The sequence below is a fragment of the Flavobacterium sp. AC274 genome (assembly GCF_979258275.1).
Genome location: NZ_OZ409852.1, coordinates 511224 through 537601, shown reverse-complemented (window position 1 = coordinate 537601; position 26378 = coordinate 511224). Strand labels below are relative to the sequence as shown.

At 32.0% G+C, this 26378-nt stretch carries 21 protein-coding genes and 7 pseudogenes; 25 read left to right on the top strand and 3 right to left on the bottom strand.

Annotation, left to right across the window (positions count from 1 at the left end):
• Positions 1–41: 41 nt before the first annotated feature.
• The 3 genes from ACZZZT_RS02455 to ACZZZT_RS02445 all read right to left on the bottom strand — a co-directional run bounded on the left by ACZZZT_RS02455 (position 42) and on the right by ACZZZT_RS02445 (position 2141).
• Complete coding sequence (locus tag ACZZZT_RS02455) at positions 42–287, bottom strand: hypothetical protein (RefSeq protein ID WP_463459299.1); 246 nt, start codon at positions 285–287, stop codon at positions 42–44.
• A 340-nt stretch (positions 288–627) separates the two neighbouring features.
• A complete protein-coding gene (locus ACZZZT_RS02450; RefSeq protein ID WP_073394463.1) occupies positions 628–936 on the bottom strand; it encodes a hypothetical protein in 309 nt (102 codons plus the stop codon).
• A 152-nt stretch (positions 937–1088) separates the two neighbouring features.
• A complete protein-coding gene (locus tag ACZZZT_RS02445; protein WP_042564879.1) occupies positions 1089–2141 on the bottom strand; it encodes a ferredoxin--NADP reductase in 1053 nt (350 codons plus the stop codon).
• 124 nt (positions 2142–2265) lie between these two features.
• Between ACZZZT_RS02445 and ACZZZT_RS02440 the strand changes: the two are divergent.
• The 25 genes and pseudogenes from ACZZZT_RS02440 to ACZZZT_RS02320 all read left to right on the top strand — a co-directional run bounded on the left by ACZZZT_RS02440 (position 2266) and on the right by ACZZZT_RS02320 (position 26372).
• Positions 2266–3725, top strand: a pseudogene (locus tag ACZZZT_RS02440) (DUF5687 family protein).
• A gap of 95 nt (positions 3726–3820) precedes the next feature.
• Entirely contained in the window at positions 3821–4516 is a 696-nt protein-coding gene (locus ACZZZT_RS02435; protein ID WP_073394465.1) for an ABC transporter ATP-binding protein, read from the top strand.
• 89 nt (positions 4517–4605) lie between these two features.
• Positions 4606–4974 (top strand): hypothetical protein, encoded by a 369-nt coding sequence (locus tag ACZZZT_RS02430; RefSeq protein ID WP_463459298.1) that lies wholly within the window; start codon positions 4606–4608, stop codon positions 4972–4974.
• Entirely contained in the window at positions 4974–7226 is a 2253-nt protein-coding gene (gene porW, locus ACZZZT_RS02425; RefSeq protein WP_463459297.1) for a type IX secretion system periplasmic lipoprotein PorW/SprE, read from the top strand. The genes ACZZZT_RS02430 and porW overlap by 1 nt, the downstream gene beginning before the upstream one ends.
• A 4-nt stretch (positions 7227–7230) precedes the next feature.
• Positions 7231–7639: pseudogene (locus ACZZZT_RS02420) on the top strand (bactofilin family protein).
• Positions 7605–7832, top strand: coding sequence for an AtpZ/AtpI family protein (locus tag ACZZZT_RS02415; RefSeq protein WP_042564874.1), 228 nt, complete (start codon positions 7605–7607; stop codon positions 7830–7832). Before ACZZZT_RS02420 ends, ACZZZT_RS02415 begins: the two are co-directional and overlap by 35 nt.
• Positions 7833–7889: 57 nt before the next feature.
• Positions 7890–8282 (top strand): hypothetical protein, encoded by a 393-nt coding sequence (locus tag ACZZZT_RS02410; protein WP_073394468.1) that lies wholly within the window; start codon positions 7890–7892, stop codon positions 8280–8282.
• A gap of 117 nt (positions 8283–8399) precedes the next feature.
• Positions 8400–9574, top strand: a pseudogene (gene atpB, locus ACZZZT_RS02405) (F0F1 ATP synthase subunit A).
• Positions 9575–9611: 37 nt separating this feature from the next.
• Positions 9612–9809, top strand: a complete 198-nt coding sequence (gene atpE / locus ACZZZT_RS02400; protein ID WP_008465835.1) for an ATP synthase F0 subunit C — start codon at positions 9612–9614, stop codon at positions 9807–9809.
• An 89-nt stretch (positions 9810–9898) separates the two neighbouring features.
• Positions 9899–10399, top strand: a complete 501-nt coding sequence (locus ACZZZT_RS02395; RefSeq protein WP_042564872.1) for a F0F1 ATP synthase subunit B — start codon at positions 9899–9901, stop codon at positions 10397–10399.
• Between the two features lie 4 nt (positions 10400–10403).
• Positions 10404–10936: pseudogene (atpH, locus tag ACZZZT_RS02390) on the top strand (ATP synthase F1 subunit delta).
• A 38-nt stretch (positions 10937–10974) separates the two neighbouring features.
• The gene (atpA, locus tag ACZZZT_RS02385; protein ID WP_042564870.1) at positions 10975–12552 is read left to right on the top strand and encodes a F0F1 ATP synthase subunit alpha; all 1578 of its coding nucleotides are present in this window, start codon (positions 10975–10977) and stop codon (positions 12550–12552) included.
• Between the two features lie 86 nt (positions 12553–12638).
• Positions 12639–13499, top strand: a complete 861-nt coding sequence (atpG, locus tag ACZZZT_RS02380) for an ATP synthase F1 subunit gamma (RefSeq protein WP_318801362.1) — start codon at positions 12639–12641, stop codon at positions 13497–13499.
• 394 nt (positions 13500–13893) lie between these two features.
• A complete protein-coding gene (locus ACZZZT_RS02375; protein WP_463459296.1) occupies positions 13894–14574 on the top strand; it encodes a hypothetical protein in 681 nt (226 codons plus the stop codon).
• Positions 14574–14828, top strand: coding sequence for a hypothetical protein (locus ACZZZT_RS02370; protein ID WP_463459295.1), 255 nt, complete (start codon positions 14574–14576; stop codon positions 14826–14828). Before ACZZZT_RS02375 ends, ACZZZT_RS02370 begins: the two co-directional genes overlap by 1 nt.
• Before the next feature lie 2 nt (positions 14829–14830).
• Positions 14831–15694, top strand: coding sequence for a hypothetical protein (locus tag ACZZZT_RS02365; protein WP_463459294.1), 864 nt, complete (start codon positions 14831–14833; stop codon positions 15692–15694).
• A 28-nt stretch (positions 15695–15722) separates the two neighbouring features.
• Positions 15723–17537 (top strand): OmpA family protein, encoded by a 1815-nt coding sequence (locus ACZZZT_RS02360; RefSeq protein WP_463459293.1) that lies wholly within the window; start codon positions 15723–15725, stop codon positions 17535–17537.
• 289 nt (positions 17538–17826) lie between these two features.
• Positions 17827–18351, top strand: a complete 525-nt coding sequence (locus ACZZZT_RS02355; RefSeq protein WP_463459292.1) for an ABC transporter permease subunit — start codon at positions 17827–17829, stop codon at positions 18349–18351.
• Positions 18352–18353: 2 nt separating this feature from the next.
• The gene (locus ACZZZT_RS02350) at positions 18354–19184 is read left to right on the top strand and encodes an ATP-binding cassette domain-containing protein (protein WP_463459291.1); all 831 of its coding nucleotides are present in this window, start codon (positions 18354–18356) and stop codon (positions 19182–19184) included.
• A gap of 8 nt (positions 19185–19192) precedes the next feature.
• Positions 19193–20722 carry an AAA family ATPase gene (locus ACZZZT_RS02345; protein WP_463459290.1) on the top strand — a complete coding sequence of 510 codons (1530 nt, stop codon included), beginning with the start codon at positions 19193–19195 and terminating at the stop codon, positions 20720–20722.
• A 570-nt stretch (positions 20723–21292) separates the two neighbouring features.
• Positions 21293–21739: a GNAT family N-acetyltransferase gene (locus tag ACZZZT_RS02340; RefSeq protein ID WP_463459289.1), complete on the top strand. Its 447-nt coding sequence runs from the start codon at positions 21293–21295 to the stop codon at positions 21737–21739.
• Between the two features lie 93 nt (positions 21740–21832).
• Positions 21833–23292: pseudogene (locus ACZZZT_RS02335) on the top strand (lipopolysaccharide biosynthesis protein).
• 29 nt (positions 23293–23321) lie between these two features.
• Positions 23322–23755, top strand: a pseudogene (gene dut / locus ACZZZT_RS02330) (dUTP diphosphatase).
• A gap of 225 nt (positions 23756–23980) precedes the next feature.
• The gene (locus ACZZZT_RS02325) at positions 23981–24997 is read left to right on the top strand and encodes a sugar phosphate nucleotidyltransferase (RefSeq protein ID WP_463459288.1); all 1017 of its coding nucleotides are present in this window, start codon (positions 23981–23983) and stop codon (positions 24995–24997) included.
• A 26-nt stretch (positions 24998–25023) separates the two neighbouring features.
• Positions 25024–26372: pseudogene (locus tag ACZZZT_RS02320) on the top strand (tetratricopeptide repeat protein).
• Positions 26373–26378: the final 6 nt, after the last annotated feature.

Below are 26378 nucleotides of genomic sequence, written 5' to 3'. Positions count from 1 at the left end.
ACAATTGGAATTTGGAATTTTTTTATTGGAATTTAATTTTCTCATAAATCAAGAAAAAGATATCCCATTGCTTTCTTTTTGTTTCTATCAACGACAACTTTTACAAAATGATTTTCTTTTTCAGTAGCGAGTAAAATGTGTTCAAAATCTTCGGTAGAATTTCTGTAAACCTTATGTATCAACTGCGATTCTTTGATTTTGTTTGATAAAATTTTAGCAGCTTTTAATTCACTTATATAAGGCCAAATATTAAAAAAACTATCGGTAGAGACTGATATTTCTGCCATTTCCCCAGTTATTGTCGAATTATACTTTTCTTTCGAAAGTAGTTTAGGAACTTTTCTGTTTCTTCTTTTTTTAATTATAAAGTAGACACAAAACAAAGATGTTACAACAAAAAGGAATATAAAAGTTAAACGGAGGTAGTGATGCATTGCCATAATTTAATGTTTTAAACGTGTTGACAAATAGAAATAGCTTTACATAGATAAAAATGTATCAGCTTTTGAAGTACTAATATACTAAAATTCTAGCTCTTTTTTTAAAAATACTTAAAATATAATATGCTTTTTTGTCAATTAAACATAGCGGTTTTAATTTTAAGTTGGAATTTGGAAATTTTAATTTTCACAACCAAATTTTTTCATCACGGCATCTTCCATAAATATAACTTTTAAGATTTGAAATTGTAGCTTGATAATCAGGAACTTCAAAGCCAAATCGTTCATGTTCCATTTGTGCTTTTTCAATTTCGTTACAGCCTTTTATAACTTCCCTAAGCATGTCTAGCATTGCCAGTTCTTTATTATTGTTTTTTTGAAATTTAAACTCCACAATTTCATCTTGCAGTTCTTCACAATAATCAATAAGTTTTACAACTTCTGCCTCTTCTAAAAGATATTCTTTGTTTTTAAAAATTTCGCGTACTGATTTCATAATAGCTAATATTAAATTCCAATCCCGAAGTCTCGGGATAAATCCCAAATTCCAATTTGACAAAGATTGCTAATAATTACAAACAAAAAAATTCCAAATCCCAATTGTAAAGTTGGAATTTGGAATTTAATTTTTTATTGGAATTTTAACCTCTAAACATCATCATAATCTACATAAATAGATTCTGAAGTTGGGTGAGCCTGACAAGTTAAAATTAAACCTGAAGCAATTTCTTTATCGGTTAAAATAGAATTTTTAGTCATTTCTGCAGTTCCGGATGTTACACGCGCTAAACAGCTGCTGCAAATTCCGCCCTGACAAGAATACGGAGCGTCGATTCCTTGTTTTAAAGCTGCGTCAAGAATGGTTTGTTTTTGAGACATTTCAAAAGAAACTTCATCATCATCAACCAAAACAGTGATTTTTGTATGTCCTTCTAATGAAGTTTTTATTTCATGTTCCTGAGATGAAGAAGTAAAAAGTTCAAATTTAATTGCGGAATCTTTTACGTTTTTCTCTTTCAAAATTGCCGAAACGGTATTGATCATTTCTTCGGGACCGCACAAGTAGAATTTATCAAATTCAAGTTCTTTGTGTTTGTTGTTCAAAACAAAATTTACTGCCGATTTTTCGATTCTGCCAAACAATGCGTTTTCAGCTTTAGCCTGACTAAAAACAAAATGTACAAAAAAGCGTCCTACGTATTGCAATTGCAAGTCGTGCAATTCCTGGTAAAAGATGGCGTCTTCTGGAGTTCTATTTCCGTAAACTAATACAAATGAGCTTTTTGGCTCACTTTTTAATATCGATTTTATAATAGAAAGTACTGGAGTAATTCCGCTTCCGGCAACAAAAGCTGCATAATTTTTTTGTCTTTCGGCATCTGGTTCAAAAGTAAATTTTCCTTCTGGCTGCCCTACTTCAAGAACGTCTCCTGCTTTTAATTTAGTATTGGCAAATTGCGAAAACAAACCGTTTTTTACTGCTTTTACAGCAATTCTTAGTTCGCCGCTTTCTGGAGCTGAGCAAATAGAATAAGCACGACGAATTTCTTGATTATCAAGAGTTAACTTTAAGTTTACGTATTGTCCGGCAATAAATTTATAATCTAATTTTAGTTCTTCGGGAACATTAAAAAGTATCGAAACCGCATCGGCAGTTTCACGTTTTACCTCTTTAATTATAAGTTTTAAGAATGAAGGCATGATTTAATTTTTATGCAAAAGTAGCAAACGGCGCTTAATTGATAGATACGAATTTATTATTTTTAACTTTTTTTGTAATGTTTTCTTACATTTGGACTCTTACTATAAACTCAAAACCAAAACAATGATTAGAAAGTTTATTTATCTTGAATGGAAAGCCTTTACCAGATCTGCATCTTTTGGAGCAAATCTGGCCATGAAAATTTTAATAGGCTTTTTGATGATCTATTTCTCGGTCATCTTTATCGCAATGGGCGTTGGTACTTTTTACCTGCTCAAGGAAATGAATTTTGAACCATTATCAACAGTCAATAGATTTTTGATTTATTATTTTTTATTCGATTTGGTCATTCGTTTGTTAATGCAGGCAATTCCTGTTCTTAATATAAAACCGTTATTGGTTTTACCTTTTAATAAAAATACAATTGTTCATTTTTCATTGGGCAAAACGGCTTTGTCCTTTTTCAATTGGGTTCATGCGCTTTTCTTTGTTCCGTTTGCAATTGTATTAATAATAGAAGGTTATGATATCATTGGAATTGCATTTTGGCTTTTGGCGATTTTTTCTTTAATCTACATCAACAATTTTCTCAATATTATTTTAAGCAATATCGATAAATTGTTTGTTGTTTTTATAGCAATTGCTTTGGCTCTTGGAGCAGCGCAATATTATAAATTATTTGACATCACGGTTTTTACATCACCATTTTTTCAGGGACTTTATAGTAAAAAGGGATTTTTTTAATTCCGGTTTTAATTTTAATTGCATTGTATCAGTTTACGTTTAAATATTTTAAAAACAATTTATTTTTAGATGCCGGACTTTCTAAAAAAGAAGATATTGCAACGACCGAAAATTTAGTTTGGTTAAATCAATTTGGAACTTTAGGAACATTTCTTAAAAATGATATTAAATTAATCAGAAGAAATAAAAGATCAAAAACGACTCTTATTATGAGTTTTTTCTTTTTGTTTTACGGATTGATCTTTTTTGGGAATACGCATCAACCACCAATCATGCATATTTTTGCCGGAATATTTGTTTCGGGCGGATTTTTATTTGTCTTCGGACAGTTTGTACCAAGCTGGGACAGTTCGTATTATCAGTTGATGATGACACAAAACATTCCATATCGCGGATACATTACTTCAAAATGGTGGCTGGTTGTAATTGCCACTTTTATTTCGACAATTTTAGCATCATTTTATCTTTTGTACGGATGGGAAATTTATTTAACCATTGTCGTTGGAGCCATCTATAATATAGGAGTCAATTCGCATTTGGTACTTCTTGGAGGTGCGTTTACAAAGACTCCAATTGATTTAAGTAATGCCGGCGGTGCTTTTGGAGACAAAAAAGCATTTAATGTAAGTGCGATGTTGCTCACTTTACCAAAATTATTATTGCCTTTGGGATTATACGGCATCGGGCTTTATTTAGGAAATAAAAATCTCGGATTAGCTCTTGTTGCCGGGGCGGGAGTTTTGGGTTTTATTTTCAGAAACAGTGTTTTTTCATTAATCGAAAAAAGATATAAAATAGAAAAGTATAGTACTATCAATGCTTACAAACAAAAGAGTTAATTAGACAATGTGCCAATTTGATGATGAGATAATTTATCAGATTTTTTAATCTAAAATCAATCCCGAAGCTTCGGGACTAAAATCTAAAATTACAGATGATACAAGTAAATCAGCTTTCAAAAATATATAACGGAACAACAGTTTTAAACATTAAATATCTTGAAATACCAAAAGGTCAAAGTTTTGGATTAGTGGGGAATAACGGAGCAGGGAAAACTACTTTTTTTAGTTTACTGTTAGACCTGATTCAGCCATCAACAGGAAATATTAAAAGCAATAATATTGAGGTAAATACAAGTGAAAACTGGAAATCATTTACAGGTTCATTTTTAGATGAAAGTTTTTTGATTGGCTATTTAACTCCCGAAGAATATTTTTATTTTATTGGAGATTTACGCCATCAAAATAAAGCAGATATAGATGCTTTGTTAGCCCAATATGAAGAGTTTTTTAATGGAGAAATTCTCAACAACAAAAAATATCTTCGTGATTTGTCTAAGGGAAATCAGAAGAAGGTGGGGATTATTGCCACACTTATAGGAAATCCTGAAGTTGTTATTCTGGATGAACCGTTTGCAAATTTAGATCCGACAACTGTAAGCCGATTGAAAAAAATTATAAAAGAGCTGGCACAAAATCCAAACGTTACAGTTCTGGTTTCCAGCCATGATTTGCAGCATACAGTGGAAGTTTGCGATCGTATTGTTGCACTTAATAAGGGTGAAATTGTAAAAGATATTCAAACATCAGAAGAAACCTTACAAGAACTCGAATCGTTTTTTGCTGTTTAAAGTACAGTTATATCAAAAAGAAGCGTAATTTTACGGGGCATTATACTAAAAATCCTTTTTAGAAGTTAATTGATTTAAAATCTTTTCTATTGAAAAAGAATACTCTTAAATATAGTTCTGCTTTGGCATTTCTGTTTGTCTTGATAGCTTGTTCTACCAAAAAGAACACTTTTTTGTCAAGAAATTCTCACGCTTTAAGTACAAAATATAATATTTTGTACAATGGCGGTATTGGTTTAGACAAAGGCTTAAAATCTATTCAGGCAGATAATAAGGATAATTTTTGGAAGATGCTTCCTATTGAAAAAATGCAGGTTGATGAAAATTTTTCTGAAGAAGGAAAAGCAAAAAATGCAGATTTTGAAAAAGCAGAAACCAAAGCAACAAAAGCCATTCAAAAACATTCTATGAATATTGGGGGAAGAGAAAAAACTCCCAAATTGATGAGGCTTACTTAATGTTAGGAAAAGCCAGATACTACGATCAGCGCTTTATTCCCGCCTTGGAAGCATTCAATTATATTTTATATAAATACCCAAACAGCAGTAATATTTATACAGCAAAAATATGGCGCGAAAAAACCAATATGCGTTTAGGTAATGATGCCATTGTAGTAAAAAACATCAATCTTTTATTAAAAAATACGGATTTAAATAAGCAAACATTTTCGGATGCAAATGCATTATTAGCCGAAGCTTTTTTAAATTTAGAAGAAAGAGATAGTGCTGTGACGAAGCTTAAAATTGCAGAAGAATTTTCGAGAATAAACGAAGACAAAGCGCGCTATCGTTTTATTCTTGGACAGATGTATCAGGAAATTGGAAAAAAAGACAGCGCCAATTATTTTTATGATGGTGTAATTGATATGAACCGCAAAGCTGACAGAAAATATATGATGCATGCGTATGCTAAAAAAGCGCAGATGTATGATTATGAAAATGGCAATGACACAATATTTTTAAAAACCTATAATGATTTAGTAAAGGATCGTGAAAACAGACCTTACTATGATGTCCTTTTTTATGAAATGGGTGTTTTTTATGATAAAAAGAAACAGCAAGACAACGCTTTGAAATTCTATAATAAATCATTAGCAAGAAAATCGCAAGATTCATATTTAGTAGCTTCGACTTATAGAAATATAGGAGATATGTATTTTAAAAATACAGATTATACAATGGCTGCCAAATATTATGACAGTACATTGGTAAAATTAGATCCGAAAACGAGAGAATACGCTTTTATTCAAAAAAACCGAAAAAATCTGGATGACGTCATTAAATATGAAGCAATTGCCAAAAGAAATGACAGTATTATAAAAGTTCATGATTTACCGGCACCGGATCGAAAAATTTATTTTGAAAATTACATCGCTGAATTAAAAAAGAAAGATGAAGCTAAACGTATTTTAGAAGAAAAGGAAAAAGAAAGACTGGCAAATATAGAACGTAATTCAAATTCTGGTGGTGGCGGGCCAACAGCTGTGAATCCTGCATCAATAGGAAAACCTTCAGATCCAAATGTGGGAGCTATTATGCCGCCTGATGGAAATTCGACGGTAAGTACTTTCTATTTTTATAACCCTACAACAGTTGCCTACGGTAAGTTGCAGTTTAAAAAAATGTGGGGCAACAACCGAACTTTAGGAACAAACTGGAGATTGGCAGCTGTAAAATCTGCAAATAATATTGCATTAAATGATACTTTAAATAATAATCCAGATGCAATTAATGCATTAAAAGATACCATTGTTATTGAAAAGTACACCACAGAATTTTATGAAAAACAGCTTCCAACGTCTCAAATTGTAATGGACAGCATTGGTAAAGAACGAAATTTTGCTTACTATCAGTTAGGGCTTATTTATAAAGAAAAATTTAAAGAATATAATTTAGCAAGTGATAAGCTGGAACAATTATTAAAAAACAATCCTGAAGAGAAATTGGTTTTGCCATCAATGTATAATTTGTATAAAATCTATCAAATTACAAATCCTGCTAAAGCCGAAGCAATAAAAGCAAATATTACAGGAACTTATCCAAATTCGAGATATGCCCAAATTTTGAATAAGACAAGTGAAGATGATTTAATTACACCCGACAAAGAATACAAGAAATGGTATAAGCTGTTTGAAGAAGAACAGTATTATGTTGTTTTAGACAATATTGATAATTTAATAAATCAATATTCAGGTGATGAAATTGTTTCTAAATATGAACTGCTGAAAGCGAATACTTTAGGGAAAACAAATGGTTTAGCGGCTTATAAAAAAGGTCTGGAAGCAGTTGCAGATAATTATCCAAATACTGAAGAAGGAAAAAATGCACGTGAAATCCTGGAGAAACAAATTCCGAGTTTAGAAAAGCTTGATTTTACAACAGTTGATAATAAAAACTGGAAAATTTTATATCAGGTTTCTAGTACTGATTCTCAAATAAGTAAAAAAATTGAAGAAGCAATAAGAGTATTTTTATTAGTTGAAAATTATGAGAGGTTAACAACTTCTGTAGATAAGTACAATAAAACCTACAATTTTGTAGTTATCCATGGAATTAAATCAGAGGCGTATGCAAATGATGTTGTTGGAATCTTAAGAGATGATAAAAAATATAAAATTGCACAGCCAGGAATTATTATCTCGAGTGACAATTATAAAGTTATTCAAATCAAGAAAAACATTGAAGCGTATTTAGCCCCCAAAAATCCATAATAAAATGTTTGACAAAGTAAAAAAACGGAACTGAGCAATTAGGTAAAACAAACAGAATTGTAGAAGGCACATCCATTATTGGCGATATTGTTTCTAAAGCCGATTTTAGGTTAGATGGAGAGTTAATAGGAAACTTTACATCACAGGGAAAATTAGTGATTGGTGCAAGTGGTGTTATTAAAGGAGAAATTATTTGTAACAATGCCGATATTGAAGGAGAATTTCATGGAAAAATAAAAGTACTTGAAATTCTTAATATTAAAGCAACGGCAAGAATTCATGGAGAAGTTGCTGTTGGGAAATTATCTATTGAGCCAGGAGCCGAATTTACAGCTACTTGTACGATGTTGAAAAGCAATAACGAAGTAACAAATAAAGATGGAAAAGGAGCCCAACAAAAACAGGCGGAATAAATGGCTGCCGTTAATAAATATTCCCGTTCAAATGGGAATTATTATTTTTTTGTTTTCCTATTTTGGTACTTGGTTAGATGAAAATCATCCAAGTCCCAAAGTTTATTATAATACAATTTTTGTAATGCTTGGTGTTGGACTTGCCTTATATAATGTTATTCGGCAAGTAAACGACATTAATAAAACAAAGTAAATTACGTTTAAAAGTGCTTTAAATAAATATTGCATCTTTGCATAAAAATTATTTCAAATGCTTTTAAAAATTTACAAACCTATTTTACAATTATTCTTTTTAGCTTTAGCCGCATATGTTTTGCAGAAAGCAGCTTTTTTACTTTTAAAAGTTAACCCCCACAACTTTTATTATAGTATAGAATTTTTGTATTTAATTTTTTTCGGAATTTCCGCATTGTTATACCTTATATTATTAATAGTAAAAAAGAAGAATTTTGAAATTGTTGGAATGGTTTTCCTGTTCGGGACCTTTACGCAAATGTTATTAGGATATTTAATTTTGAGACCTATTTTAGAAAGCAAATCGGAAGAGGTCATGATTGAGAAAATCAATTTTTTTGTAACATTTATTTTATTTTTGTTATTTGAGACGCTTTTAACTGTCCGATTATTAAATGAAAAGCGTTAAAATAACGATTCTGTAAAACAAGGTTTAAAAATAATTTTTCATATCCTTTTGAATATTAATAAAAAATGTACCTTTGCACCAAATTTCAGAAACGTAAAAATAAGATTTTTAACAGATATGGTGATTTCAAACAGACCGCTTAAATTTATTCTTGCAGCTTTAGTAGCTTGTCTTCCAGTATCGGGTTTTGCAAACTCAGAGAATGACTCAACGCATGTACAAAGTGAGGTAACTCATGAGGAGAAAGTTGTTTCACATGATAATCATGCAGAAGCAGAACATGTAGCACAGGATCCAAAAGCAAAAGTTGATGCTTTTATTGATCACCACTTACAAGACTCTCATGATTTTGTTTTCTTTTCAGATGATAAAGAAAATAAACATTATGGTTTCCCATTACCGGTTATTCTTATTGACGGAGGTTTGAAAATTTTCTCGTCTTCAAAATTACACCATGGTGAAGAAGTTGCAGAAGTTGATGGAAACTTCTACAAACTGGTTCACGGTAAAATATACAAAACAGATGCTGCCGGAACAATTACTTTTAATGAGCACGGACATCCTGAAAATGAAAAACCGTTAGATTTTTCTATTACAAAAAATGTTGTGTCAATGCTTTTTGTTGCAGTACTATTATTCTTCATGTTTACCGGTTTAGCCAAGTCATATAAAAAAGGACCAATCCCAACTGGATTTGGCAGAGTTTTAGAACCGCTAATTATTTTTATCAGAGACGAAATCGCTGTTCCAAATATTGGTGAAAAAAATACAGAAAATATATGGGTTACTTATTAACCGTATTTTTCTTTGTATGGGTGTTAAACTTATTAGGTATGACTCCACTAGGAATTAACGTTACAGGAAATATTGCAATCACAGTTTGTTTGGCAATGTTTACTTTCATCATTACACAATTTAGTGCAAACAAAGATTATTGGGGACACATCTTCTGGATGCCGGGAGTTCCTGTACCTATGAAAATTATCCTTGCACCAATCGAGGTGTTAGGAACATTAACAAAACCATTTGCTTTATTAATTCGTTTGTATGCAAATATTACTGCAGGTCACGTAGTAATTATGAGTTTAATTGCGATGATTTTTGTTGGAAAAAATTTAGCTGCAGATTTGCCAATTTCTTTAGGATTAACATTATTTATTTCTGTTATCGAAGTTTTAGTTGCATTTTTACAGGCATTCATTTTCACTATGTTATCATCACTATTTATAGGTATGGCTGTTCAGGATCATGATCATGCACATCACCATGAAGATGAAACAGCAATCATTTAATTTTTTTAGAAGTTTAATTTTATATATATAAATACTTATGGGAACAATTCCAACTTTAGTAGGTGCAGGTTTAGTAGTAATCGGTGCAGGTTTAGGTTTAGGTAAAATCGGTGGATCTGCTATGGACGCGATTGCTCGTCAGCCAGAAGCTGCTGGTAAAATTCAAACTGCGATGATTATTATCGCGGCTTTATTAGAAGGTTTAGCATTTGCTGCTTTAATCTTAGGAAAATAATAAAGAAGAAAATAGCAACATCTTTAACGGTTGGTTAAAGGTGTTGTTACCTTTTAAAAAAGAAATTAAATATTTTAATATAGTATAAAATGGATAAGTTAATTAACGATTTTTCATTCGGTTTATTCTTTTGGCAAGCTTTAATCTTGTTGGTTTTAATTTTACTTTTAGTAAAATTTGCCTGGAAACCTATCATGCAATCTATTACAGATAGGGAAGAAGGTATTAAAGATGCATTACTTTCTGCTGAAAATGCAAAGAGAGATATGGAAAACTTGCAAGCTGATAATCAAAGAATCTTGAATGAAGCTCGTGCTGAACGTGACGCGATGTTGAAAGAAGCTCGTGAAATGAAAGAGAAAATGATAGCTGATTCTAAAAACGAAGCACAAGAGCAAGGTCAAAAAATGATCGAGCAGGCAAAAGCTGCTATCGAAAACGAAAAAAATGCAGCAATGGCAGAATTGAAATTACAAGTTTCAACGCTATCATTAAGCATTGCAGAAAAATTGTTGAAAGATGAATTATCTAACAAAGAATCTCAAACTAAATTAGTAGAGAAAATGTTAGGTGACGTAAAGTTAAACTAAGATTATGGCAAGTACAAGAGCAGCAATTCGTTATGCAAAAGCAATTCTAGACTTAGCAAACTCTAAAGGTGTTGCCGAAGCTGTCAATAACGACATGAAGTCAATTGCATCAGCAATTGAAACAAATGAAGAATTGAGTACCTTTATTCAAAACCCAACTACTAAGGTTGAAGTAAAAGAAAGTGCTCTTTTAGAAGTTTTTGCAAATGTAAATGGAGTTACTAAAGGTTTATTTCATTTATTATTTGAAAACAAAAGATTCGAAATTTTAGAAGCAATTGCTTTAGAATATAAAAAATTATTTGATGAAAACAATGGTGTTGAAGTAGCAACAGTTACAACAGCAATTCCAATGGATGCAGCATTAGAAGCTAAAGTTCTGGCTAAAATTGCAACATTATCAGATAAGAAAATTACAATTGAAAATGTAGTAGATCCGGCAATTATTGGAGGATTTATTTTAAGAATAGGTGATAATCAATATAATGCTTCTGTGGCAAACAGATTGCAAGTATTAAAAGAGAGTTAAGTAATTAGTTTTATTACACATAAAAGTGTCTAAATTATAAATTAAGATGGCGGAAATCAAACCTGCTGAAATTTCAGCAATATTAAGAAAGCAAGTAGAAGGTTTTGAATCTGGTGCTACGCTAGAAGAGGTAGGAACAGTACTTCAAGTTGGAGACGGTATTGCTCGTATTTACGGGCTATCGAATGTACAATATGGTGAGTTGGTTGAATTTGACAACGGACTTGAAGCTATTGTATTGAACCTTGAAGAAGACAATGTTGGTGTGGTACTTTTAGGACCATCAACAGGAATCAAAGAAGGATCAACAGCAAAAAGAACACAACGTATCGCTTCTCTTAAAGTAGGTGAGCAAATGGTAGGACGTGTAGTAAACACTCTTGGTTTTCCAATCGATGGAAAAGGACCAATTGGTGGAGACTTATACGAAATGCCTCTAGAAAGAAAAGCTCCTGGAGTTATCTTCCGTCAGCCGGTAACTGAGCCATTACAAACAGGAGTAAAAGCAGTTGATGCTATGATCCCGGTTGGTCGTGGACAACGTGAGCTTGTTATTGGTGACCGTCAAACAGGTAAATCAACTGTTTGTATCGATACAATCTTAAATCAAAAAGAATTTTACGATGCAGGAAAACCTGTATTTTGTATATATGTTGCAATTGGGCAAAAAGCTTCAACTGTAGCAGGAATTGCTAAAATGTTAGAAGAAAAAGGTGCAATGGCTTATACTGTTATTGTTGCTGCAAATGCTTCTGACCCGGCTCCAATGCAAGTTTATGCTCCTTTCGCAGGTGCTGCAATTGGAGAATATTTTAGAGATTCAGGTCGTCCGGCACTTATTGTGTATGATGATTTATCTAAACAAGCTGTTGCTTACCGTGAGGTTTCTCTTTTATTAAGAAGACCACCGGGACGTGAGGCATATCCTGGAGACGTTTTCTACTTACACTCTCGTTTATTAGAGCGTGCTTGTAAAGTAATTGCTGATGACGGAATTGCTAAAAACATGAACGATTTACCAGATTCTATTAAGTCTATCGTAAAAGGTGGTGGTTCATTAACTGCATTGCCAATTATTGAAACTCAGGCTGGTGACGTTTCTGCATATATCCCAACAAACGTAATTTCGATTACAGATGGTCAGATTTTCCTTGATGGAGATTTGTTCAACTCTGGGGTTCGTCCTGCAATTAACGTAGGTATTTCTGTATCTCGTGTTGGAGGTAATGCTCAGATTAAATCAATGAAAAAAGTTTCTGGAACTTTAAAATTAGACCAGGCTCAATTCCGTGAATTAGAAGCTTTCGCTAAATTTGGTTCTGACCTGGATTCTGTTACATTAAACGTAATTGAAAAAGGAAAAAGAAACGTTGAAATCTTGAAACAAGGTTTGAACGATCCTTATCCTGTTGAAAACCAAGTTGCAATTATTTATGCTGGATCTAAAAACTTATTAAGAAACGTTCCTGTAAATAAAGTAAAAGAATTTGAAGCTGATTTTATTGCTTACTTAAACAGTAAACATAAAGATACGCTTAACGCGTTGAAAGCTGGTAAATTAGATGACAACATTACTGATGTTATCGAAAAAGCAGCAAAAGAAATTTCAGCAAAATATAACTAATAAGATAATTGTCAATTAGATAATTAGAATCTTTAAGAGTTTTCTAATTATCTAATTTTCAAATTGTCACATTCTTTAATCGACAAATGGCAAATTTAAAGGAAATCCGTAATAGAATTACTTCCGTTTCATCGACGATGCAAATTACATCGGCAATGAAAATGGTTTCTGCTGCAAAGCTTAAGAAAGCACAAGATGCAATCACTGCAATGCGCCCTTATGCCGAGAAATTAACGGAGCTGTTACAAAATCTTTCTGCTACACTTGATGGTGAAGTAGGTGGTGATTACACAACTCAACGTGAGGTAAAAAAAGTATTGCTTGTTGCTATAACTTCAAACAGAGGTTTATGTGGTGCATTCAATTCAAACGTAATTAAAGAGATTAAAAACCGTACTGAATTTTACGCTGGTAAACAAGTTGACGTTTTTGCTATTGGTAAAAAAGGAAATGACGTTTTAAGTAAAACACATAAAGTTCACGGTCATCATAATGCAATTTTTGATCATTTAACTTTTGAAAACGTTGCCGGAATTGCTGATAATCTTACTGAAAAATTCTTATCTGGAGAATACGACAGAATTGAATTAATCTACAATCAGTTTAAAAATGCCGCGACTCAAATTGTTCAGACAGAGCAGTTTTTGCCTTTAGCTCCAATTAAATCTGATACTGCAGTTTCAGCAGGAGATTATATTTTCGAACCTTCAAAAGAAGAAATTGTATTGACTTTGATTCCTAAATCATTGAAAACACAATTGTATAAAGGTATTCGTGATTCATTTGCTTCAGAACACGGAGCACGTATGACAGCTATGCATAAAGCAACTGACAACGCAACTGAATTGAGAAACCAATTAAAATTGACTTACAATAAAGCGCGTCAGGCAGCTATTACTAATGAAATCTTAGAGATCGTTGGTGGGGCAGAGGCTTTGAACGGATAATTTATTTAAGAATATACAAAAAAGAGCCGACAATTATTTGTCGGCTCTTTTTGTTTAGGATTTATCATAATAAGATTTATTGATTTACGAAAAATTAAAAACAAGAAATAACTTACAATTATATGTTTTTGATTTATAATTGAATTGATTTTTTAATTACATTTGATGTTTATTTTTATAAAGCAAGAATTACTATGTAATAGCTTTTTCGATAAGTAATAATAGTTTTTTTCACGTATTTAAATACCAATAAATGCATCTGGTTATAAATTAGTTATGTTTAAATTGTAAAAAAAGTATATATTTAGGCTTTTAAATTAGTAACTTTTTAACACTTTCTGCGTATAACATTTAACAACCAAAAAGTTATTAAAAAATAGATTCACTAGAAACAATGGCAAAAGAAAGTTTTAATTGGAAAAGTCTTTTCATCAATGATGAGGCTAATAATAATGCTGAGGGCAAAGCTGCTGCTCAACCATCGGCACCCATTTCCCCAACTCCTGATAACAAATTTCCGAATCAAGTTGCAGAATCATTCCCAACAGGTGGTTCGTTGACAAATCCTTTCTTAAATGAAATTTTTGACATTTATGATAAAGGTTTTGAATCATTGAATGAGTCTGGTTTTGACTTTTTTGAGCTTTATAAATCTGTTATGGCGGTTGGAGTTACAAATCCACAAAGTTATCAGATGGCTTTTACAATGGGTAAATCGATTAAGTCTGATTTAACCAAAGAATTTCTTTTGCAAAAAGGAAGTTTTTATATCACTGAAATAGAAAAGGTTTATGCTAAATATGATACGATTGGCAAAACTAAAAAAGCAGATTTAGATAATACCATTACGAAAGAAAAGTATAATTTATCTAAAAGTATTTCTGATTTAGAAGCAAAAATCATTGAACTTCAAAAAGAATTAGAAGCTAAAAAAATAGAACTTCAAAAAATTGATCCGGTTAATATGGAGCAGCTTTCAGAAATTCAATTAAAAATGGAAGCTAATAATTTGGCAAAACAAAAAATATTATCATCAATCAATACTGTAATAACAGGAATTAATCAATATTTATAATGGACAAATTTGATCAGGAAAGAAGCACTCTTTTGACATTGCCAATACTTAAACATTTTGACGAATCTAAAGGAGAAATTGCTCTAAAATCAGGGGCACTTAAAAAAGGAGAAAAGTCATTATTTTTGGCTTTGGCCTTAGGTTTATTAGGAGTTGGAGGTTATTTAATCTGGACTTATATTATTCCGCCATTATTTACAATGTTGGGTCAGGCAATCGCTTTATCTGCAACTGGGGTATTTTTGGTTTTTTAGTTATGATGGCTCCTGTTATAATGAAGGCACTTCGTTTTGCAACAAAAAATATTCATAAAGCATTAATACAAAGTAATCCTTTTAATGAATTAGAAGAGCAAAAACAAAAAATGATTAAAAACCGTGAAGTTTTTAAGAATACTAAAGCAAAGCTTAAAGGTCTTAAAAATGAAATGGAAATAGAAGCCAATAAATCTGAAAAAGAGGCAAAGGCATTTCAGGAAGATGTTTTGAGTTTACAGCGCCAGTCTGAAAAATTGAAATCAGCGATGGATGAAATGGTGAAACAAAATGGGGTTGCTGCAAAAGATACAGATGAGTATGTAGCCTTGCAAAGTGAATTGGCCAGAAAGCTGAGTGATTCTCAAAGAGTTTCGACACAATATGAGCAAAGCAAAAGCTTTATCCAAAAATATGGTGTTCGTGCCAATGTTTTAGGAAAAATGGATCGTAAACTAACTTTAGCGGGAACAGCGATTGATATCAAAATTGCCGATTTTGATGTTACAGTTAAGATGCTTCAAAAAGAATATGAGTTTGCGAAAAATGCTAAAGAAGCAACAGAAAGCGCAAAAAGTGCGATGTTGTTTACTAAAGACTGGGAATTAGAATATGCACTGGAAGTTGTAACTTCTACAATTGCTCAGGATATTGCTAAAACTTCAGAAAACCTGATTGACATTGATGCGCTGACATCTAAATATTCTGTTGATAATGATGAACTTTATTCAAGATTAGATTCATTAGCAGATGAAATTAAAACAGGAGACAATACAATTCCGGATTCAACAAAATATTCAAGTCCAAATTATAAAATGACCAAAGAAGATAAATTATCTGGCGGTGGTTTTGGCGATATTTTTTAATACAAGTAAATTTAATTTTTAAATAAAAATGGGAAAAATTTTAAGAACAGAAAAGTTAACGACGTTTTCTGAATTATTAATCGTTATTGCTGGAATTGCTGTAATTTTAGGAGGCGTTTATTATTTGTCTCCTGGAATCAAGACTGCTGTCTCAAAACAATTAAACGGTATAGATTTAAGCCAGACAGATGTTAATAATGTTAGCAATGCCGTAAAAATCGCTCTTCCGTCTACAGAAGTATCTAAAGAAGTTGCAGATAAACCACTAGTAAGAATTGGTGCTTATGCCTGGAATGCACAGTCTGGAATTATCGTTTCTAATGGTGGTCCTAAAACAACAAAAGGATCATTGATGGAAAAAAACGGAGTTAATCTTGAAATTATTCGTCAGGACTGGCTTTCGGAATTGCGTAACATGCAAATGAAATTTATCGAAGAATTTGATAAAGGTGAAGCTTTTCCTTCTTCAGAAAAAAGTGTTTTTGCTGTTATCATTATGGGTGATGGCGCGCCATTTTACATTAGTTCTGTTCAGAAATCATTAGATGAAAAATACGGAAAAGACAAATACCACGTACAAGTAATGGGAGCAGTAGGTATGAGTTATGGTGAAGATAAATTGATCGGACCTCCAAACTGGAAATCAGATCCAAAATCAATGAAAGGTTCTGTTATATCTGCAGTTCTTGGTGATGGTGACTGGGTTACTACTGTAAACTATTGTTTTGCAAACGGATTAAAAGTAAATCCTGATCCAACAACTTATGATGCTGAAGCGGTAAATATTTATCCATCTGAAAATGATGATTATATTAAATCGGCAGAAGAATTGATAAAATCTCAAACAACAGGATGGACTGTTACTTTGAAAGAAGTTGTAGATGGAAAATTAACCGGAAAATCAGTTAACAGAAAAATCGACGGTTGTGCAACATGGACTCCCGGAGATAAAACGGTTTTTGATAAACTTACTGGTTTTGTTGATATTGTTTCTACAAAAGAATTCAATAACCAAATGCCAACTACTATTATTGGTGTGAAAGAATGGGCAGTGAAAAATCCGGATATTGTTTCTAATATTTTGAAATCGGCATTGACGGCTTCAAATCAAATGAAAAATTATGAAGACTGGAAAGTAAGGGCTTCAGAAGCAGTTGCAGCAACTTATAAACTTGAAACTCCTGAATATTGGTACAAAATGTTCAAAGGACAACAAGGAACTAAAGGCGGATTAACCTATAATATGGGGGGTTCAAAAGTATTTAATTATGCTGATGCTATGCAATATTACGGTTTGACAGATGGTGTAAACAGATACAAATCTGTTTATAATCAGGTTTCTGGATATTTGACAGAATTGAATCCATTTGGATTTAATGAAAACGTTGGAGCTGTTGTTCCTTACGATCAGGCAGTAAACTTGTTCTTTTTGAAAAACATCAACGATATCGAATCGACTTCTGCAGATAAAGCAGATTATAGTAGTGAAGCAAAAGAAGTTGTAGCTTCCGGAGAATGGAAAATTAATTTTAATACCGGAAGTGCTGACATCTCAAGTTCATCTAGCAAGGAAGTAGAAAAAATTTACAACCTTTTAGTTCAGGCAGAGAACACAAAATTAACTGTTGTTGGACATACTGATAATGTTGGAAATCCTGATTCTAACTTAGCTTTGTCAAAAAGTAGAGCACAAGCAGTTGTAGATTACCTAAAACAAAAAGGGATTCCTGCAAATCGTTTTCAATTAGTTGACGGAAAAGGTCAAAATGATCCAATTGCAGATAATAATACTGCTTCAGGAAAAGCATTAAACAGACGTGTAGTTATTACTTTCTTAAAATAAATAATTAAAGGCTATCGTAATAGATAGCCTTTTTTACAATTAGCATGATAAAAATTTTAACTCCCTTTGAAAAAATATCAAAACTTAACAAAACACTTATTTTAATAAGCTGGCTAGTTCTTTTGATTATTATTTGGTTTGCAACAACATCTGGCGAAAAACATCTTTTTCCTTCACCGTCTCAGGTTTTAACAGGTTTTTCAGATTTGTATAAAGAAGGTTTGGTTGTGCATATTTTCAATTCGTTGAAATTGTGTTTTGTTTCAATTTTTTTGCCACTTTAATTTCCTTGTTATTTGCTTATGCATGGCCAATACCGTTATTAAAATCGATTTCCGAATTCGTTACAAAATTTAGATTTTTACCTTTTACCGGTCTTTCGTTTTATATTACAATGGTTATTCATGAGGCGAGAACAATGCAGGTTTGGATTTTGGTCATTTTCCTGACAACTTTTTTAACGACTTCATTAATAGCTGTTATCAAAGATATTCCGCAAGAAGAATTTGATCATGCCAAAATGCTAAAATGTACCCGTTGGGAAGTTCTGTTGCAGGTTATTATTTTAGGAAGAATAGATTATGTTATTGATGTAATCAGACAAAATCTTGCCATAACCTGGATGATGCTTGTTACGGTAGAATCTATTGTGGTAGCTTCCGGAGGACTAGGATTTTTGATTAAAAACTCTGATAAGTTTATGAATACCGGAAGAATCATTGCACTTCAAATCATCATTTTATTAATAGGTCTTGGCTTAGATGCAGGAATAAATTATTTAAGAAAAGCACTATTTAGATATTCAAAAATATAATCATGACACACGAATATAAAGAGACGCTTTTGTATGTAGAAAATCTTAGCGTTGCCTACGATGATACCGTTATTATAAAGGATATAAGTCTTATAGAAAAAGACGTAATTAGAGAAGGAGTTGATTGTACGGGACAAGTTATTGCTTTTGTTGGAAGATCAGGAAGAGGAAAATCAACTTTTTTTAAAGCATTGACAGGATTGATTTCAACGAATTCCGGAAAAATATTGATCAGAGATTTTGAAAACAAAGAACTAAATGCGGCAAAATCTGTATGCGAAGGTGACATTGGTTTTGTAGATCAAAAATATACTTTGTTCAGACATAAAACAGTGACTGAAGCTTTAAAATTTTCGCTAAGAAAAACAACACTTTCGAATACTGAAAAAGAAGAAAAAATAAAGTTATACCTGAAAGAATGGGGATTAGAAAACTGTAAAGACAAATATCCTAATGAACTTTCCGGAGGACAAAGACAAAGAACAGCGATTATAGAACAATTGTTTTCATCTGATCAGTTCATTGTTTTAGATGAACCTTTTTCGGGATTGGATGTTGGAAATATTCAGGAAGTAAAAAAATCATTTGAGTTATTAGGTAAATCATCTGAGTATAATACCGTTATTTTTTCTACGCATGATATTGAACTGGCAATTGAGTTAGCGCAGACCATTTACGTTATTGGACACCCAACCATTAATGGAAAAAAAGAAAACTATGGAACCATTGTGGCCAAATATGATCTAAGAGAAATGGAATTGGCCTGGAAAGATTATTGTGATGATCATTTAAAATTATCAAAAGAAATTATTCATCAAATGATGATTTCTTAAATAAACATATGTCAAAAAAGAACAATCCAATATCGATTATTGAAGAATCATTTTTGTCTCTAAAAAAATATTTAGAAACAAATATATCTACGAATGAAGCCGTTTTTACGGCTTCGTTTATTATAGAAATGCAAAAGGAAACCAGACAGATTCTTGATATTTGCAGTGAGTTAAATCAGGATACAGATTTTATTCAGAAGATAAATGAAGCAGTTAATCCAGTTTTTTCTAAAGGCTTATTGTTTAAGGCAGAACATTTTTTTCTTTCGGATATTATTGATCTTTATCAAAGAGAACCCGAAGCAAAAAATGAAAGACAAGAATTTGTTTTGGCCTATTATTATGATGTTTTGCGCAACAAGCATTTTGCAAATGAAAATTCTGTAAGTGAACTGAATCAGTTGGTTTTTACAGAGAGCTTTAAAAATCATCTCATAAAAATAAAAAAAGACAATAAGATAATAACTTCAAACGCGCAGCAAAATCAATATTTACTGCCAGAAGTATTATCCGAAAAAAAGAATATTAAATTAGAAGGAATTCTGTTCAAATATCAAAATTTCATTCATTTTGCGTTTGGCAAAAAGTTTGAAAACACAACAGCTTTCAGCAATTATTTGGGTTTAAATTTAAGCAAATCAAAAACGGATAAAAAAGAAATAGAAATTCCGGAGGAAGATACGCTTGAAAAAGTTCTTAAAGAATTAAACAATCTTGTTGGTTTAGCAGAAGTAAAAAAAGATGTTTCGGAACTGATTAATTTGTTGGAAATACAAAAAAAACGTTCAAAGCAAGGATTAAAAAATGTCGAAATCACATTGCATACCGTTTTTCTTGGACCTCCTGGAACCGGGAAAACTTCTGTAGCAAGACTTTTAAGCCGAATTTTTAAACACTTAGGATTTTTATCCAAAGGTCAAATGTACGAAACCGACAGAGAAGGCCTGGTCGCAGGTTATGTGGGGCAAACAGCAACAAAAGTAAACACTGCTGTAGAATCAAGTCTTGGAGGTGTTTTGTTTATTGATGAAGCTTATGCCTTAAATCAGAACGCATTTGGAAACGACTATGGAGCCGAAGCTGTAAATACATTATTGAAAAGAATGGAAGATCATCGGGAAGATTTGGCAGTTGTTGTTGCTGGATATACAGAACCGATGAAGATTTTTATAGAATCTAATCCGGGACTGCGATCTCGTTTTAATAGATATTTCTATTTTAATCATTTTACGCCGGCAGAATTATTCGAGATTTTTGAATCATTTTGCTCAAAATCTGATTTTATTATTGCTGAAGAAGCCAAAGAAAAACTAACAGATACGTTTGATTTATTGTACGAAAGTAAAAATGAAAGTTTTGGAAACGCCAGAGTAGTTAGAAATTTATTCGAAAAATGTATTCAGAATCAGGCAAACAGAATTGTGAAATTAAAAAAAATCAGCAATCAAGTTTTAAAAACACTTACCGAAGAAGACATTCCTGAACCGAAAGAAACAGAGAAAAATGTTAATCTTGAATTAAAAGATAAAGAGGAATAAAAACACAAAAAGAGCCGACAATTAATTGTCGGCTCTTTTTCTTTATAGTAGTTTTAGTTTTTTCGTTTTAAATAAAACTTATAAAATGGTGATTCTCAATTCATTCATAAACCGAGAATCAATACCATTTTATAAAATTACTAGACAGATAAAAATCTGCAGTGCTTTGTCTTTCATGGGAACAAACTAGCTTTATTAGTCCCAATGCTCTGTTTTTTTAAGGGTTACATTTCAGCAGAATCAATCCCTTTTGCTTTGTCTTTTATGGGAACAAACTAGCTTTATTAGTCCCAATGCTCTGTTTTTTTAGGGTTACAATACAGCAGAATCAATCCCTTATCGCTTTGTCTTTTATGGGAACAAACAAGCTTTATCAGTCCCAGTGCTTCCTTTTTTATAAGGGTTGTATTTAGCTTTCTCAATCCCTGTATTACAAATTTAAGAAGATACGTCGTAAAAAAAGTTATATAATTTTTATGAAAATTTTATACATTTCACATGTTTTAGTTTTGTATCTTATAATTGGCTATAAAAAAAATTGAGTATTTTTGACTTCCATTTACTATTATAATGAAATTACAGATACAAGAACTCACCACAATTAAGGAAATGCTGCAGCAAATTGAAACGATGCGTTTTCTTTATCCTAATCTTTCCATTGAGAAATATGAGGAATATCTTTCTCAAATGATACCTCATAACTATATTCAGATTGGAGTTTTTGAAAATGAAGTTTGCCTTGGAATTACCGGTTGTTGGTCGGCAACTAAATTATGGACAGGTAAATATCTTGAAATCGATAATTTTGTAGTTAATCCTGAATTTCGTTCAAAAGGAATTGGAAAAATACTAACGGATTATATTGAACAAAAAGCAATAAATCTCGATTGCAGCAGTATTGTCCTGGATGCTTTTACTGGAAATTTTGCGGCGCACCGTTTTTACTACAATCAAGGTTACGGACCAAAGGGTTTTCATTTTGTTAAAATTTTAGACGAAAAAAAATTAACAGTATAAATTATGTCTAAGTTTTTTTATTGAATCAACAAAATCAATAATAAACGAAAGAATTGGTTATTTTTGTCTTACAAACTTTATTACATACATATTTTGGGATTATATAAAAATCTATTCAAACAAACGGCTATTTACGGATTAGCGACAGTATTACCCCGAATGCTAAGTTTTTTATTAGTGCGGCTTTATACCGGGATTTTACCAACGGCTGAATACGGAGAAGTTTCGATTGTTTTATCATGGATGGTTTTCTTTAACGTGGTTCTTTCTTACGGAATGGAAACCGCTTTTTTAGATTTTACAGTGCCGAAGAAGATAAGCAAAATGTAATTGCAACATCAACTATATCAATATTTTGGTCGTCAATTGGATTTCTTTTTGCAGCATTAATTTTTAGAAATACCTTAGCAAATTGGGCAGAAGTCGACGCACAATATATCACTTATTCGGTTTGGATATTGGTATTGGATGCTTTGGTTTTGGTACCATTTTCAAAACTAAGAGCCAACCAAAGACCAATGGTTTATGCAGCAATTAAAATAGGAAACGTAGTAATTAATATGTTGCTTAATTTCTTCTTTTTAATATACCTGCCAAAACTTGCAGCTGCAAATCCTAATTCGGTTTGGGATAATTTATATGTAGAAAATTTCCAGATTGCTTATATTTTCATCGCAAATCTATTGGCAAGTTTGGCCACATTTGTTGTGCTTTCTCCAAATTATCTTTATTTGGGAAGAAAATTTGATCCCGTACTTTGGAAAAAAATGATGAAATATGGTTTACCAATTTTGGTTGCCGGTCTTGCATTTGCAGTAAACGAACATTTCGACAAAATCTTACTTGGGTATTTGTTACCTGAAAATTTAGCGAAATCAGAAGTTGGAGCTTATTCGGCCTGTTATAAATTAGGTTTGTTCATGGTTTTGTTTGCAACCGCTTTTAGATTAGGAATTGAGCCTTTCTTTTTTAGTCATGCAAAAAATGAAAATGCACCGCAAACCTATGCAGTAATCACTAAATATTTTGTGATTTTCGGATCGCTAATTTTATTGGGAGTAATTGTTTTTGCAGATGTTTTAAAATATCTATTGCTTGATAATAAATCCTATTGGGAAGCCATGAAAGTAGTTCCATTAATTATTCTGGCGAACTTCTTTTTGGGTATTTACAACAATCTATCGGTTTGGTATAAGCTGACGGACAAAACAAAAATAGGCGCTTATATTTCTATAGTTGGTGCTATTGTAACTTTGGTTTTAAATTATATGTTAATTCCAAAATACAGTTATTATGGTTCTGCAATTGCAACCATTTCTGCTTACGGAAGTATGATGTTGATCTCATACATTTTAGGAAATAAATATTATCCAATACCTTATGATATGAATAAAATTGGTGCTTATTTGGGCATTTCAATTCTGTTTTCGGCAATTTCTTTTTATGGATTTAGAGAAAATTATTTTGTTGGAATTCCGTTATTACTAGCGTTCATCTATTTTGTTTATCATAACGAAAAAAACACAATCAAAGGAATTATGAATAGAAAGTAATCTAGCTTTTTAATCTTTTAAAAATAAAAATGAAAATACAAATAATCAATAAATCACAGCACGCGTTACCTAATTACGAAACAATTGCTTCGGCAGGAATGGATTTACGTGCCAATTTGACCGAATCAATAACATTAAAACCATTAGAAAGAACCATTGTAAAAACGGGACTTTTTATTGAATTACCAATTGGTTACGAAGCACAAGTAAGACCAAGAAGTGGTCTGGCTGCAAAAAAGGAGTGACTGTTTTAAATTCTCCGGGAACTGTTGATGCTGATTATAGAGGAGAAATAGGCGTAATTTTAGTAAATTTATCAAACGAAGAATTTGTAATCGAGAATGGAGAACGAATTGCACAATTGATTATTGCCAAACACGAAAGAGCTGAGTGGATTGAAGTTGGAGAACTTTCTGAAACATCAAGAGGCGAAGGCGGATTTGGAAGCACTGGCGTAAAGTAGTTATCAGTTTTTAGTCGCAGATTTCAGTGATCAGTTTGTATTAACCAATTACTTTGCGATCTTAAAAATGAAATGAAACTTAAAAATCTTTGCGAATCCCGATAGCTATCGGGATTGCGAACTTTGCGGTAAAAAATTAGAACAAATTTAATTTTTACGCCAGCATCATAATTTGAACTAACCAAACTGAAGATTTTAAATCTTCCCATATTAAATAATTTCAAAATGAAAATAATCGTTCCAATGGCTGGTCGCGGATCAAGACTTAGACCACATACATTAACAGTACCAAAACCATTAATTCCGGTTGCCGGAAAATCTATAGTGCATCGTTTAGTTGAAGATATTGCCAAAATATTAAAAGAACCAATTGAAGAAGTGGCTTTTATTTTGGGAGATCCTGCTTTTTTTGGCAATGATCTTGTAGAAAGTTTAGAAGAATTAGCTGGAAGTTTAGGAGCAAAAGCTTCTATTTATCGTCAGGATTTGCCTTTAGGAACCGGTCATGCGATTATGTGCGCCAAAGAATCTTTATCAGGTCCTGCTGTAATTGCTTATGCAGATACTTTGATCAGAGCAGATTTTGAATTAGATCCTTCTGCAGATGCTGTAATTTGGGTAAAACAAGTAGATCAGCCGGAAGCATTTGGAGTTGTTAAATTAAACAGTAACAATGAAATAATAGAATTGGTAGAAAAACCAAAAGAATTTGTAAGTGATCTTGCCGTTATCGGAATCTATTATTTTAAAGAAGTTGGTGATTTGAAAAAAGAACTTCAGGGTGTTTTGGATAATAATATTCAGAATGGTGGTGAATATCAAATTAATGACGGAATCAAAGCAATGATGGCTAACGGAAAAGTTTTTAAAACCGGAAGCGTAGACGAATGGATGGATTGCGGAAACAAAGATGTAACCGTAGAAACTAACACAAGAATGTTAGGATTTTTACATAATGATGGCGAACATTTAGTAGATTATAACGTAACTTTAGATAACTCTACGATTATTCCACCATGTTTTATTGGCGAAAATGTAGTGTTGAAAAATACAACAATTGGTCCAAACGTGTCTTTAGGAAATGGATGTCATGTAAGTGACAGCGTTATTAAAAACAGTTTGGTACAAACTTTTTCGCAAATAAAAAATGCTAACCTGGATAATGCAATGATCGGAAACCACGTTAGTTACGATGGTAAGTTTACAAGTATTAGCATTGGCGATTATTCTGTTTTAGAATAATAATTTAAAAAGAAATTATGTAAATGATGAAAAAAAGAGTTTTAGTAATTTTAGTATTCGTTTTGTTCAGCAATGCATTTTCGGTTATGGCACAAACCAATCCGGAAGATATTGCTATGGCAACGGATGAATATCAGGACTCTTTTTATGAATCATTGAAACAAAAAGGAATTGAAAATTACGATAAAGCAATCGTATCATTAGAAAAATGTATCAAACTAAAGCCTAATGATGCCGTAGCTTATTTTGAGTTAGGTAAAAATTACCTGTCTTTAAAAGATTATGGTAATGCCCAAAGTTTTTTTGAAAAAGCGACACAATTAGATCCAAAAAATAAATGGTACTGGCTGGGAATTTACGATGTAAGTTACGAAACCAAAAACTATCCTTTGGCAATCGAAACGATTCAAAAAATTATTCCGTTTGACGAAGAATATAAAGACGATTTAATTTCGTTGTATATGATTTCAAATCAGTATGACAAAGCGCTTGCAACGATTAATGAAATGAACGATAAGTTTGGAAAATCTGAAGATCGCGATCGTTATAAAATGCAGATTTTATCGCAGGGAAAATATCAAAATGCAGAGGCGTCGAATTTGATTGATCAGATTAAAAAAATCCGAAAGAAGAATCCAATTATATAGATCTGATTTCTTTGTATTCAAAATCAAATGAAACGGATAAAGCTTTGGATGTTGCAAAACAATTGGCAAAAGAAATCCCAACATCAGAGTGGGCGCAGGTAAGTTTGTTTAAAGTATATTTAGATGCTAACCAGGCTGACAAAGCGATTAATTCGATGAATATAATTTTGGCAAGCTCAAAAATTGATTCGAAAATAAAACATCGAACACTAAATGAGTTTTTGATTTATACGAATAAAAACCCGCAATATGCGCCGGCTTTAGAAAAAGCAATTGGTTATTTTGATAATGACCCGAACGTTGATGTTGCAAAAGAAATAGGAAAATTTTATCATAGCAAAAATCAGTTTGAAAATGCAATTAAGTATTATGAAAAAGATTTAAGCGCCAATTCAGATACAGATCGTGAAACCAATTTGCTTTTGCTTGATGCTTATACACAGGCAAAACAATTTGAACCTCTGACAAAAAGAGCCATGATGATGATTGAAGTTTACCCGAGTCAGCCGCAATTTTACTATTTTGCCGGAATGGGAAGCAATCAGCTCAAGCAATTTAAAAATGCAAAAACCGTTTTAGAAATGGGATTAGATTATGTGGTTGATGATGCTAAGCTGGAGGCAAATTTTAATTTTCAATTAGGAGAAGCTTATAATGGATTGGGAGACGCTAAGAAAAAAGAGGAATACTTTTTGAAGGCAAATGAATTATTAAAGAAAAAGAAGTAAAAGAGA

Bases quoted from the DNA above. Each gene is read 5' to 3' on its own strand.
- ACZZZT_RS02455 (WP_463459299.1), bottom strand. From the start codon at position 287: ATGGCAGAAATATCAGTCTCTACCGATAGTTTTTTTAATATTTGGCCT.
- ACZZZT_RS02450 (WP_073394463.1), bottom strand. From the start codon at position 936: ATGAAATCAGTACGCGAAATTTTTAAAAACAAAGAATATCTTTTAGAA.
- ACZZZT_RS02445 (WP_042564879.1), bottom strand. From the start codon at position 2,141: ATGCCTTCATTCTTAAAACTTATAATTAAAGAGGTAAAACGTGAAACT.
- ACZZZT_RS02435 (WP_073394465.1), top strand. From the start codon at position 3,821: ATGATACAAGTAAATCAGCTTTCAAAAATATATAACGGAACAACAGTT.
- porW (WP_463459297.1), top strand. From the start codon at position 4,974: ATGTTAGGAAAAGCCAGATACTACGATCAGCGCTTTATTCCCGCCTTG.
- ACZZZT_RS02415 (WP_042564874.1), top strand. From the start codon at position 7,605: ATGGAAAAGGAGCCCAACAAAAACAGGCGGAATAAATGGCTGCCGTTA.
- ACZZZT_RS02410 (WP_073394468.1), top strand. From the start codon at position 7,890: ATGCTTTTAAAAATTTACAAACCTATTTTACAATTATTCTTTTTAGCT.
- atpE (WP_008465835.1), top strand. From the start codon at position 9,612: ATGGGAACAATTCCAACTTTAGTAGGTGCAGGTTTAGTAGTAATCGGT.
- ACZZZT_RS02395 (WP_042564872.1), top strand. From the start codon at position 9,899: ATGGATAAGTTAATTAACGATTTTTCATTCGGTTTATTCTTTTGGCAA.
- atpA (WP_042564870.1), top strand. From the start codon at position 10,975: ATGGCGGAAATCAAACCTGCTGAAATTTCAGCAATATTAAGAAAGCAA.
- atpG (WP_318801362.1), top strand. From the start codon at position 12,639: ATGGCAAATTTAAAGGAAATCCGTAATAGAATTACTTCCGTTTCATCG.
- ACZZZT_RS02375 (WP_463459296.1), top strand. From the start codon at position 13,894: ATGGCAAAAGAAAGTTTTAATTGGAAAAGTCTTTTCATCAATGATGAG.
- ACZZZT_RS02370 (WP_463459295.1), top strand. From the start codon at position 14,574: ATGGACAAATTTGATCAGGAAAGAAGCACTCTTTTGACATTGCCAATA.
- ACZZZT_RS02365 (WP_463459294.1), top strand. From the start codon at position 14,831: ATGATGGCTCCTGTTATAATGAAGGCACTTCGTTTTGCAACAAAAAAT.
- ACZZZT_RS02360 (WP_463459293.1), top strand. From the start codon at position 15,723: ATGGGAAAAATTTTAAGAACAGAAAAGTTAACGACGTTTTCTGAATTA.
- ACZZZT_RS02350 (WP_463459291.1), top strand. From the start codon at position 18,354: ATGACACACGAATATAAAGAGACGCTTTTGTATGTAGAAAATCTTAGC.
- ACZZZT_RS02345 (WP_463459290.1), top strand. From the start codon at position 19,193: ATGTCAAAAAAGAACAATCCAATATCGATTATTGAAGAATCATTTTTG.
- ACZZZT_RS02340 (WP_463459289.1), top strand. From the start codon at position 21,293: ATGAAATTACAGATACAAGAACTCACCACAATTAAGGAAATGCTGCAG.
- ACZZZT_RS02325 (WP_463459288.1), top strand. From the start codon at position 23,981: ATGAAAATAATCGTTCCAATGGCTGGTCGCGGATCAAGACTTAGACCA.